General features: G+C 68.2%; 12 protein-coding genes. 8 read left to right on the top strand and 4 right to left on the bottom strand.

Going from position 1 to position 11,757, the window contains the following annotated elements; all coding sequences use genetic code 11:
* Positions 1 to 35 precede the first annotated feature (35 nt).
* The 8 genes from I0Q12_RS30320 to I0Q12_RS30285 all read left to right on the top strand — a co-directional run bounded on the left by I0Q12_RS30320 (position 36) and on the right by I0Q12_RS30285 (position 7,412).
* Positions 36 to 896, top strand: coding sequence for a mycofactocin-coupled SDR family oxidoreductase (locus I0Q12_RS30320; RefSeq protein WP_197257565.1), 861 nt, complete (start codon positions 36 to 38; stop codon positions 894 to 896).
* 91 nt (positions 897 to 987) lie between these two features.
* The gene (locus tag I0Q12_RS30315; protein WP_197257563.1) at positions 988 to 1,179 is read left to right on the top strand and encodes a ferredoxin; all 192 of its coding nucleotides are present in this window, start codon (positions 988 to 990) and stop codon (positions 1,177 to 1,179) included.
* A gap of 53 nt (positions 1,180 to 1,232) precedes the next feature.
* Positions 1,233 to 2,600: a cytochrome P450 gene (locus tag I0Q12_RS30310; protein ID WP_197257561.1), complete on the top strand. Its 1,368-nt coding sequence runs from the start codon at positions 1,233 to 1,235 to the stop codon at positions 2,598 to 2,600.
* Positions 2,593 to 4,296 carry an OB-fold domain-containing protein gene (locus tag I0Q12_RS30305; protein WP_197257559.1) on the top strand — a complete coding sequence of 568 codons (1,704 nt, stop codon included), beginning with the start codon at positions 2,593 to 2,595 and terminating at the stop codon, positions 4,294 to 4,296. Before I0Q12_RS30310 ends, I0Q12_RS30305 begins: the two co-directional genes overlap by 8 nt.
* Positions 4,293 to 5,216, top strand: coding sequence for an alpha/beta fold hydrolase (locus I0Q12_RS30300; RefSeq protein WP_307846646.1), 924 nt, complete (start codon positions 4,293 to 4,295; stop codon positions 5,214 to 5,216). Before I0Q12_RS30305 ends, I0Q12_RS30300 begins: the two co-directional genes overlap by 4 nt.
* 36 nt (positions 5,217 to 5,252) lie before the next feature.
* Entirely contained in the window at positions 5,253 to 5,759 is a 507-nt protein-coding gene (locus I0Q12_RS30295) for a DoxX family protein (protein ID WP_197257551.1), read from the top strand.
* Between the two features lie 46 nt (positions 5,760 to 5,805).
* Complete coding sequence (locus tag I0Q12_RS30290; protein ID WP_197257549.1) at positions 5,806 to 6,624, top strand: NAD(P)-dependent oxidoreductase; 819 nt, start codon at positions 5,806 to 5,808, stop codon at positions 6,622 to 6,624.
* Positions 6,621 to 7,412, top strand: coding sequence for an NAD(P)-dependent oxidoreductase (locus I0Q12_RS30285; protein ID WP_197257547.1), 792 nt, complete (start codon positions 6,621 to 6,623; stop codon positions 7,410 to 7,412). The genes I0Q12_RS30290 and I0Q12_RS30285 overlap by 4 nt, the downstream gene beginning before the upstream one ends.
* A gap of 63 nt (positions 7,413 to 7,475) precedes the next feature.
* Here I0Q12_RS30285 and I0Q12_RS30280 read toward each other — a convergent pair whose 3' ends face one another.
* From I0Q12_RS30280 to I0Q12_RS30265, 4 genes are all read right to left on the bottom strand, one after another.
* A complete protein-coding gene (locus I0Q12_RS30280) occupies positions 7,476 to 9,026 on the bottom strand; it encodes an acyl-CoA synthetase (protein WP_307846645.1) in 1,551 nt (516 codons plus the stop codon).
* A 43-nt stretch (positions 9,027 to 9,069) separates the two neighbouring features.
* Positions 9,070 to 9,978 (bottom strand): NAD(P)-dependent oxidoreductase, encoded by a 909-nt coding sequence (locus I0Q12_RS30275; protein ID WP_197257545.1) that lies wholly within the window; start codon positions 9,976 to 9,978, stop codon positions 9,070 to 9,072.
* A complete protein-coding gene (locus I0Q12_RS30270; RefSeq protein WP_197257543.1) occupies positions 9,975 to 10,415 on the bottom strand; it encodes a carboxymuconolactone decarboxylase family protein in 441 nt (146 codons plus the stop codon). The genes I0Q12_RS30275 and I0Q12_RS30270 overlap by 4 nt, the downstream gene beginning before the upstream one ends.
* 14 nt (positions 10,416 to 10,429) lie before the next feature.
* On the bottom strand, positions 10,430 to 11,757 hold a 1,328-nt coding region (locus tag I0Q12_RS30265), incomplete at its 5' end, for an aldehyde dehydrogenase (RefSeq protein WP_231611731.1).

Here is an 11,757-nt window from a genome sequence, read left to right as displayed (position 1 = left end):
CTCCCGACAGCGAAAGTTAGCGAAAGGAAACAACAGTGGGGCGTGTAGAAGGCAAGGTCGCGTTCGTCACCGGTGCCGCTCGCGGGCAGGGCCGCAGCCACGCGGTCCGTCTGGCCGAGGAAGGCGCGGACATCATCGCGATCGACCTGTGCGAGGACATCCCGTCCATCGGATACCCGATGGCCACCCCCGAGGACCTCGAGGAGACGGTGCGCCTCGTCGAGAAGCAGGGCCGCCGCATCGTCGCGGTCAAGGCCGACGTGCGTGTGGCCTCGGAGGTGCGCGCCGCTCTCGAGCAGGGTCTCGCCGAGTTCGGCAAGCTGGATGTCGTTGTCGCACAGGCCGGTGTCGCCGGAATGAAGGGCGAACCACAAACTCAGGCGTGGTCCGATGTGGTCAATACCAATCTCGTCGGCACGATCAACGCAGTGCAGGAAGCGTTGCCGCACCTGACCGCCGGCGCATCGATCATCGCGACGGGCTCGACCGCGGCCCTGATGGACGTCGCCAAGGTCGACCAGCCGGGCAAGGACCTCGGTGGTGTCGCGTACGTGTACTCGAAGCGTGCGTTGTCGCAGTTCATCCACGAACTCGCAACGCATCTGGCGCCCCGCAGCATTCGCGCCAACGTGCTGCACCCGACCAACTGCAACACCGACATGCTGCAGAGCGAGCCGATGTACCGCTCCTTCCGCCCCGACCTCGAACACCCCACCCGCCAGGACGCGGAGCCGGCATTCGGTGTGCAGCAGGCCATGCCGATTCCGTACATCGAGCCCCAGGACTCCAGCAACATGGTGCTTTTCCTGGCTTCCGACGAATCACGGTACGTCACCGGCATGCAGATGCGCGTCGACGGAGGCGGCTACCTGAAGTGGTACGACTACCACATCTGATCCCGAATCCCGTCGCTGCTACCGTCCCCGGAGGATTCCGGCGAAAGGGATCCGAACCACCCCGGCTACAACGGAAGTCTGGAGGAGAATTTTGAAGGTCCGCGTCGATCCCGACAAGTGCCAGGGCCACACGCTCTGCGCCATGGCCGCACCGGACGTCTTCGAGCTCAGTGAGATCGACGGTCACGCGTCGGTCGCGAACGAAGAGGTGCCCGCCGACCAGGAGGAAGCGGTGAAGGAGGCCGCCCGCTCGTGCCCCGAGCAGGCGATCACCATTTTCTGATCTGCCGTTTCGAACAGCCCCCCAAAGCTCGACGTGCAAGAGAGGACAACGCCGTGAGCGTTGACGACGTCGTCACCGACGACAGCCGCAAGGCGAACAGATTCGATTTCGACCGCCACGCCGCCGACTACCGAGACAACTTCCTGCCGATCACGCAGGAGATGCACGCCAAGTGTCCGATGGCGTGGTCCGAGACCCACGGTGGCCACTGGGTGGCCGCCGGCAGCAAGGAGGTGTTCGCGCTCGCCCGCTCGGCAGACGTGTCCACCGACCATGACATCCACGGAAAACGCCGTGGCTACAAGGGAATCGCGATCCCGACGATGGAACGTGCGTCGGGCGTGCGCGGCGGCATCCTGGAGATGGACGACCCCGAGCACCACGAGTTCCGCGCCCTGCTCAACCCCTACCTGTCCCCCGCTGCGGTCAAGCGGTGGACGCCGTTCATCGACGAGATCGTGCGGGCCAGCATCGACGAGAAGATCGAGACCGGCCGCATCGACTTCGTCGACGACCTGGCGAACATCGTGCCCGCCGTGCTCACCCTGGCGATGATGGGCATCCCCATCGCCAAGTGGACCATCTACAACGAACCGGTCCACGCCGCGGTCTACACGCCGCCGGACTCGCCGGACATCCCGCGCATCGCCGAGATGCACCGGACGATGGGCATCGACCTGCTCACCAACCTGTTCGAGATCCGGGAGAATCCCCGTCCCGGCCTGATCAACGCGCTCGCCCAGGCCACCGTGCTCGGCGAGAAGCCCGACGACATGGAGTTGCTCGGCATCCTGAGCCTGCTCATCGGCGGCGGCTTCGACACCACGACGGCGCTGACCGCCCACTCGCTCGAATGGCTCGCGCACAATCCCGACAAGCGCACGATCCTCAGCGAACAGCGTGACACGCTGCTCGATTCGGCGACCGAAGAGTTCCTGCGGTACTTCACACCCGCACCGGGTGACGGCCGCACGTTCTCGGCGGACTGCTCGTTCGACGGCACCGAATTCAAGGAAGGCGAGCGCCTCTGGCTGTCCTGGGCGATGGCCAACCGCGACCCGGAACTGTTCGACGATCCGAACGAGGTCGACCTGGAGCGTCGCGGAAACCGGCACTTCAGCTTCGGACTCGGCATCCACCGGTGCATCGGTTCGAACATGGCCCGCCAGGTGTTCAAGCGCATGCTCGTCGCCGTGCTCGACCGCATACCGGACTACAAGTGCGATCCGGCGGAAGCAGTGCACTACGACTCGATCGGCGTCATCCAGGGCATGCGGCATCTGCCGGCCACGTTCACGCCCGGACCGCGCCTCGGCGCGGGTCTCGACGAGACGCTCGAGAAGCTCCAGAAGATCTGCGACGAGCAGCGTCTCGCGGAGCCCATCACGGTGAAGAGGTCGGAGGCACAGATCGGTGACTGATTCAGCGGTGGTCGACCCCGAGGACACGGAGAAGGGCAAGGCGCCGAAATCGGGTCGTCCCCTTCCCCAGGTGACCGAGCAGAACCGGTTCTTCTGGACCGCCGGTGCGGACGGGATCCTGCGCATCCAGGAATGCGAATCCTGTTCTGCGCTGATCCATCCGCCGCAACCGGTGTGCCGGTACTGCCGCGGTCACCGGATGGGCGTGCGCGAAGTGTCGGGCACTGCCACGCTCGCCGGCTTCACGGTCAACCACCGATTCGGTCTCCCCGGCCTGCCGCCGCCCTATGTGGTAGCGCAGGTCGCGATCGACGAGGATCCCCGGGTGCGGTTGACGACCAACATCGTCGACTGCGATCCGGAGACCCTCGAACTCGGCCAGCGGATGGAGGTCGTCTTCCAGCAGGACGACGACGTCTGGCTGCCGCTGTTCCGTCCGGCAGCCGAGCAGGTCGCGCCTGCTCGGCTGCCGGCCGACGGGATCGAACCCGAGGACTTCCGGAAGCACGTGCGGCCCATGGCTTCTCGTGAGAAGTTCGAGGACCGGGTGGCGCTCACCGGAGTCGGGATGTCCGAGATCGGGCGCCGGCTCATGCGCTCCCCACTGGGCCTGACGATCGAGGCGTGCGAACGCGCCGTCGCCGACGCCGGTCTCACGCTCGACGACATCGACGGGATCGCCAGCTACCCCGGTGCCGGCCAGGTCGGCGGCTTCGGCGAGGGCGGTGTCCTGACCGTCGAGGCCGCACTCGGGCTCAACCCGACCTGGCACAACGGCGGCATCGAAACCTTCGGCCCCGGTGGCTCGGTCATCGCCGCGATGATCGCGGTCTCCAGCGGACTCGCGCGGCACGTGCTGTGCTACCGCACCCTGTGGGAAGCGACCCACGGAGAACTGATGAAGCGCGGCGAGATCCGCCCGTCGGGCGGACGCACCACGAGCTGGATGATGCCGTTCGGTGGTATCTCCGCCGCGCACACCCTCGCCCAGAATGCCCAGCGTCATTTCCATCGCTACGGCACCACCCGCGAGACCCTCGGCTGGATCGCGCTCAACCAGCGCGCCAACGCCGCGCTGAATCCGACGGCGATCTACCGCGATCCGCTGACGATGGACGACTACCTGAACGCGCGGGCAATCACGACCCCGTTCGGCCTGTACGACTGCGACGTTCCGTGCGACGGTTCGGTCGCGGTGATCGTCTCGGCGGTCGACGCGGCCCGCGATCTGGCCAAGCCACCCGTGCTCGTCGAGGCGGTGGGTACCCAGATCATCGAGCGGATCGAATGGGACCAGAGCACCCTCACCCACGAACCGCAGGTGCTCGGCCCCGCCGCCCACCTGTGGTCGCGCACCGACCTGCGGCCCGAGGACGTCGACGTCGCCGAACTCTACGACGGATTCACGTTCAACTGCCTGTCGTGGATCGAGGCCCTCGGCTTCTGCGGTATCGGCGAGGCCAAGGACTTCCTCGACGGCGGCCACAACATCGCCCGCGACGGCGTGTTGCCGCTCAACACCCACGGCGGTCAGCTCTCGCACGGCCGCACCCACGGCATGGGACTGATCCACGAGGCCGTCGTGCAGTTGCGCGGTGAAGCCGGAGACCGGCAGGTGGCCGGCGCCCGCGTCGCGGTCGCCGCGACCGGTGGCCTGTCCCCCGGCGGTGCCATGCTCCTGCGGGCCGACTCGTGACGACGATCGAATCCGCACCCGCCGCCCGCGTCGCCGAGATCGACGGTGTTCCGATGTCGGGGCTGCTCGCGGTCGCCGAGCAGCCGCGCGCCGTTGTCGTCGCGCTGCACGGCGGCGCAACGGACTCCGCGTACTTCGACTGCCCGGGCCATCCCGAACTGTCCCTGCTGCGAACCGGTCCCGCGCGCGGATTCACCGTCCTCGCGCTCGACCGTCCCGGGTACGGCGCCTCCCGCCCGCACGTGGACGAATTCACCCGGCCCGAGCGGCGGGTCGACGCCGCCCTCGCCGCGATCGACGCGCACCTGGACTCGCTCGATCTCGGTGCCGGGATCTTCCTGTGGGGCCATTCGCTCGGATGCGAACTCACGATGCGCCTGGCCGTCGAGCCACGCGAACGGTGGCGTCGCGGGGCTTGCCGCGACAGGGACCTGCTCGGGATCGCGCTGGCCGGCACCGGCCGCGAGCATCACGCCGACGCCTGCGGAATCCTCGGCACGGAAGCGCAATACGCCGACCCCAAGGGCGTCTACGGGCTGCTCTGGGCGCATCCTGAGATCTATCCGCCGGAACTGGTCGGCGGCGCGCCGATCGCCTCACGCACCCCCTCCTACGAGGCGACGGTGACCGCGTCGTGGCCGCACACCGAATTCCCGCAGCTCGCCGCACGAGTCGAGGTCCCGGTGCACTTCACCGCCGCCGAACACGAGAGGGTGTGGCGCGGCGACCCGGAGGCCCTCGACGACATCGCGGCGATCTTCACCGCCGCGCCCCGCGTCGAGCTGCACACGCAACCGGACGCCGGGCACAATCTCGCCCTCGGCTACGCGGCCGCGTCGTACCACGCGACCGTGCTGTCGTTCGTGCAGGAATGCATCGACAATCGTTCGGCTGACCGAATATCCGATACCACAAAATGATTCGACGGAGCCGCACAGCGGCAAGGAGGTGAAGCGATGGACCCCACCGATGTTGCGCTACTCCTGGTGCGTCTGGTGCTCGGTGCGACGATGATCGCGCACGGCGTCAACCACTGGGTGGGCGGCGGCCGTATCGCCGGTACCGCACGCTGGTTCAGCGGACTGGGCCTGCGCAACGGCACGTTGCAGGCATGGATCAGCGTCGTCGTGGAGATCGGCGCCGGCGTGCTCGTGATTCTCGGCCTGCTCACTCCCCTCGCATGTGCCGCGGTCATCTCGATCATGCTCGTCGCCGGCCTGCTCGCGCACCGCCCCAACGGCTTCTTCGTGTTCAAGGAAGGCTACGAATACGTCCTCGTGCTCGGCGTGGTCGCACTGGCGCTGGCCATGATCGGACCCGGCGAGATCTCGATCGATTCGGCCACCGACATCGCGATCGTCGGCTGGTCCGGCGGCGCGATCGCGCTCGGCGTCGGCGTCGTCGCGACCGCCGGTCTGCTCGCCAGGTTCTGGCGGCCGCAGAAGCAGGAAGCCGCGGCATGACGATCGCACCACTCGGAGTCGTACTGATCGGATCGGAGGAGCACTGATGCGTGTCGGTTTCATCGGGCTCGGCAGCCAGGGCGGACCCATGGCGCGCCGGATCGTCGAGTCGGGATACGAGCTGACCCTGTGGGCGCGGCGACCCGAGTCGCTCGAGCCGTACGCGGACACCGCGGCGAAGACCGCACAGACGCCCGCCGAACTCGCCGCCGCGAGCGACCTCGTCTGCATCTGCGTCGTCGCCGACGACGACGTGCGACAGGTCGTCACCGGCGAGAACGGCGTGCTGTCGGGCCTGCAGCCCGGCGGAATCATCGCGATCCACAGCACCGTCCATCCCGACACGGTTCGGGAACTCGCCGAGCAGGCGCGCGAGGCCGGGGTCGCGGTCGTCGATGCCCCGGTCAGCGGCGGCGGCATGGGAGCCGCTGCGGGCACCCTGCTGGTCATGGTCGGGGGCGACACCGAGATCGTCGAGAAGATCCGGCCGGTCTTCGAGACCTATGCGAATCCCGTGGTCCACCTGGGCGACGTCGGAGCCGGGCAGGTTGCCAAACTCCTCAACAATCTGCTGTTCACCGCGAATCTCGCAACCTCCGTGACCACGCTGCAACTCGGTGAGTCGCTCGGTGTCGATCCCGCGAAGCTCGGCGAGGTCATCACGCACGGATCGGCGAACAGCTTCGCGCTCGGCCGGGTCGTGGCGGGCGGCGGCACACTCGACAGCATCGCGAAGCATGCCGGTCCCCTGCTGCGCAAGGACGTCGGACACGTGGCGGGTCTCGCGGACGCGGCGGGCGCGACGCCCGGCGTGGTGCTCACCGCGGCCGACTCCACCCTCGCCCTGATGGAGCACCCGCGGTGACCCGGGTCGGATTCATCGGGGCCGGCCGCATGGGCCTGCCCATGGTGCGCAAGCTTGCCGAGGCCGGACACGAGGTCCGCGCGCTGGGCCGATCGTCGGAAACCCGTGCCGCCCTGACGGGTGCGGGCGTCACCGCGGTGACGGAGGCGTCCGAGACCGGCGTCGGCGCCGAGCTCGTCCTCGTCTGCGTGTTCACCGACGACCAGGTCCGCGAGGTGTGCCTGAAGAGCGCCCTTCTCGAGAAGATGCCGCGCGGCTCCGTGCTGGCGATCCACACGACCATCAGCCCCCGGACGATCGAACAGATCCGGGACGACGCGGCGGGCCACGGCATCGACGTGATCGACGCTGCGGTCAGCGGCGGGCCGCACGACATCGCGGCCGGAAGTCTCACGCTGTTCCTCGGAGGCGGCGCCGACGCCGTCGAGCGCGCCACACCCGTGCTGCGCAGCTACGGCGATCCGGTGCTCCACGTCGGGAAGGCCGGAAACGGGCAACGCGTCAAGCTGGTCAACAACGCGTTGTTCGCGGCCCAGATCGGTCTGATCTCCGAGGCCGTGGCCCTCGGTGCGCAACTCGGCGTCGAGGAATCGGCTCTGCTCCAGGCGCTTCCGCACGGCAGCTCTGCCAGCAAGGTGATGGGTAACATCGCCGCCCGCGGATCCGTCGCCGGATTCACCAGCGCGGTAAAGGAATTCCTCACCAAGGACGTCGCCGTGGTGCGGGATACCGTCGCCGAACTCGGGGGCGATCTCGGAGCGCTCGACGTCGCCATCGACGCCGGCTGAGGGGGCCTTCGCCCCGGTGTGCCTTTGTGGCGGCCCTGACCGCCACAAAGGCACACCGGGGCGTCAGCCCACTTCGGTCCAATACTGTTCGCGCAGCAGTCTCTTGTGCAGTTTGCCGCTCGGGTCGCGGGGCAGTGAATCGACGAAGTCGACCCTGCGGGGGCACTTGTAGGACGCCAGTTCCGATCGGCAGTAGGCGATGAGTTCCGCCTCGAGGTCCGCCGAGGCGCAGGCACGTTCCACGAGCTGGACGACCGCCCGGACCGACTCCCCCATCTCGTCGTCGGGCACACCGATGACAGCGACGTCCGCGACGGCGGGATGCCCGGACAGGACGTTCTCCGCCTCCTGTGGGTAGATGTTGACGCCGCCCGAGATGATCATGAACGCCAGCCGGTCGGTCAGGTACAGGTAGCCGTCCTCGTCGAGATAGCCCATGTCGCCGAGGGTTCTCCAGCCCTTGGCGTTCGCGGCCGCGGCCGTCTTGGCCGGGTCGTTGTGGTACTCGAAGGGGCGACCACCCGCGAAGTACACGACGCCGACCTTCCCCCGGGGCACTTCCTCGCCGTCCTCTCCGACGATGTGGCATTCCTGCATCGGACGGCCGACCGAACCGGGATGCGCCAGCCACTCCTGCGGCGTGATGGAGGCGGTGCCGATGTCCTCGGTGCCGGAATAGTATTCGTGGATGATCGGGCCCCACCAGCTCATCATCTCCCGTTTCACCGGGACCGGGCACGGCGCGGCACCGTGGATGACCTCGCGCAGACTCGACAGATCGTAGCGTCGCCGCACCTCCTCCGGCAGACGCAACATACGCACGAACATCGTCGGCACGAACTGGGCGTCGGTCACGCCGTGCCGCTCGATCAACTGCAGGCACAGCTTGGCATCGAAGGATTCCATGACCACGACCGTGGCGCCGAGTCGCTGCCACGACATCGAGAACACCAGCGGGGAACCGTGATACAGGGGTGCCGGCGACAGGTAGACGGCGTCGTCGAGCGCGCCGCGCATCTCCAGGCCCTTCGCAATGAGCACCGGAGGCGCGGCGGGATCCCCGAACGGCACGGCGACGAGCGGCTTACGAACACCCTTGGGCCGTCCGGTGGTTCCGGACGAGTACAGCATCTCGCGGCCCTCGCGGGCCTGATCCTCCGGCATCGGTTCGCTCGCGGCCAGCACGTCGTCGTACCGTTCGAATCCGTCGACATCACCGGACGCACTGATGCGCACGGTGATTCGGGACAGATCGAGACCTGCGACGACGTCGGCCATCGCCGCACTCGTCACGAGCGCGACGGCGCCGCAGTCGTCGAGGATGTACTGCACCTCCGCCGACCGCAGATGCTTGTTGATCGCGGTGTAGTACAGACCCGATCGCTGCGCCGCCCACGTCACCTCGAGGTACGCGCGGTTGTTCTCCATGAGAATCGCGATCTGGTCGCCCTCGCCGATACCCCGGTCTCTCAGCGCCTGCGCCAGGCGCGCGGACCGGTCGTCGAGCTGCGCGTAGGTCACCACCTCACCGCCGGCGCCCATGATGATCGCCGGTTTGTCCGGCGTGCGCCGGGCGTGTTCGGCGGGAGTGGTCAGAACGGCGGGCAGCGCCACGGAATCCTCACTCTCTCGGGATCTTCGGGTCACCTACGAGGTTCTACGGACTCTCGAGTCCGTAGGCCTCTTCCAGATAGCGCACGATCTCGGTCTGATCGGCGCCGGGTTCGAGGGCGTCGGTCGCGTCGTTCCAGATCCGGCCGAGTTCCTCACCGAGACCGATCTTCACGCCCTGTTCGCGCGCGAGATCCAGTGCGATGCCCACGTCCTTGCGCATGAGTTCCGCGGTGAACCCCGACGCGAACGAGCGTGACAGCACGAACTTCTCGTACTTGGTCTCGGTCGTGTTGTTCCGTCCACTGCCGGCGTTGATCACCGCGAGCAGCGTCGCCGGGTCGATCCCGAACTTGGCTCCCACCAGCATGGTTTCGGCGGCGGCGACGAGACCGGACGCAGACAGCAGATTGTTGAGGGACTTGGCGGCGTGCCCGGAGCCGGCCGGGCCCACGACGATCACCTCGCGGGCGGTGGCCTCGAGCAGCGGACGCACCCGTTCCACGGCCTCGGTGTCGCCGCCGACCATCACCGCGAGGTCGGCTTGTTTCGCTCGCGCGACACCACCGCTGACCGGGGCGTCGACGATCGCGATGCCCTTCTCGGCGGCTCGTTCGGCCAGGGCCTGGGTGCGGGCCGGCACGCTCGAGCCCATGTCCACGACGATCGACCCGGGACGCAGGTGGCCGAGCAACCCGTCGGGTCCCAGGAGCACTGAGTCGACGATGTCGCTGGTGGGCAGGCTGAGCACCACGACGTCGCAGTCCGCGAGGTCGGCGAGGGCGTTCGCCCGCACGGACGACGGGTTCTCGGCGACGAACCGGTCCAGAGCTTCCGGGTTCGCGTCGAACACCCGCAGTCCCGGCACCGCGTTCGAGAAATTCTGCGCGATAGGCGAACCCATAGCGCCGAGTCCGACGATTCCGGCCCTGGTGGGCGCAGCGGCGGCGCTCATGCGTCGTCCTCCCCACCGAGGGGGCCGAGTTCGGCGGTCAGCGTGTCCTGGACGACGCGCATCGCCGCGACACCGGCGGGGCATCCGACGTATGCGGTCGCGTGGACGACGGCTTCGGTGATCTCCTCGCGGGTCAGCCCGTTACCGAGCCCGGCCCGCACGTGCACCGCTAGTTCGGTGTGCTGGCTCAGCGCGATGAGGATGCCGAGGTTGAGCAGGGACCGGCTGCGACGGTCGAGACCCGGTCGCGTCCACACCGATCCCCACACGGATTCGGTGACGTAGTGCTGCAACGCTTCACCGTCGGTGCCGATGCTCCGCGCGAGTGCCGCGTCGACATAGGCGTCGCCGAGCACTTCCCTGCGGACGGCCAGTCCCGCGTCGAAGAGCGCCGTGTGCGCGTCCTCGACCGTCGATGCCGTGAGTTCGTCTGCCATTTCGGATGTTCCCTTCACGCCGACGGTCCGGCGGAATCGAGCTTGATGGTCACGCATTTGACCTGGCTGTAGTGGTGCAGCGCCTCGACGCCCTTCTCGCGGCCGTATCCGCTGTGCTTCCAGCCGCCGAACGGGGTTTGCACCGATCCGGTGGACCACGTGTTCACGAATACCTGACCGGCACACAATTGCTCGCCGACGGTGACGGCGCGACTCACGTCGCGGGTCCACAGTCCCGCGACGAGTCCGTACTCCGAGTCGTTCGCGATCGCGATCGCCTCGTCGTCGGTGTCGAACGGGATGGCGACGAGGACCGGGCCGAAAATCTCCTCGCGGGCGATGCGCGCCTGGTTGGAGACCCCGGTGTAAACGGTGGGTTCGACGTAGAAGCCGCCGGTCTCGGCGGCGAGTGCCGCGACCGCACCGCCCGTGACCGCCCGGGCGCCTTCCGATTCGGCGATCTTGAAATATTCCTGGACGCGCTCGAACTGGGCGCGCGTGATGAGCGGTCCCATGTCCTCGCCGATCCTGATCGCGGAGGCGCGTTCGGCGACCGCGTCGAGGACCCGGTCGAAGACCGACCGGTGCACGAGCAGCCGGGTACCCGACGAACACACCTGCCCGGCGTTCGACGTGAACGCCTGCACCGCACCGGCGACCGCGGCGTCGAGATCCGCATCCGCGAACACGATGTTCGCGGACTTGCCGCCCAGTTCGAGGGTGAGCGGGATGATCCGGTCCGCGGCGATCGCACCGATGGCCCGTCCGGTACGGACCGATCCGGTGAACGCGACCTTCGCGACCGAGGGGTGTTCGACGAGCGCGGCACCCGCGACGTCGCCGGTGCCGAGCACGACGTTGAACACCCCGTCCGGAAACCCGGCCTCGGTCCCGAGTTGCGCGAGCCGCACCGACGACGAGGACGTGAACTCGGACGGCTTGACGACCACGGTGTTCCCGGCGGCGAGCGCGGGCGCAACCGCCCGGCACGCCTGGTTGAGCGGCAGGTTCCACGGGGTGACGATCCCGACGACCCCGAACGGTTCACGCCGCGTGTAGACGTGCTGGTCGGGTTCGACGTCGAGGATCTCCCCGGCCGGTCCACCGGTGAGCCCGCCGTAGAACTCGAAGTACTGCGCCGAGTTCTCCACCTCGGCGAGCGCGACCTTCTCGGGTTTACCGGTCTCACCGATCTCGAGGGCCGCCAACGTCTTCGCATCCGCACGCATCGCCCGCGCCAGTTCGGCGAACAATCTGCCCCGGGCGAGTGCACCGGTGCGGCGCCATCCGGGCGCGGCGCCTTCGGCGGCGCTGACGGCCGCGTCGACGTCGGCGCCGGTGC

It is taken from the genome of Rhodococcus sp. CX, from assembly GCF_015865005.1.
Taxonomy (GTDB): domain Bacteria; phylum Actinomycetota; class Actinomycetes; order Mycobacteriales; family Mycobacteriaceae; genus Rhodococcus.
This window is presented reverse-complemented; position numbering and strand designations above follow the sequence as displayed.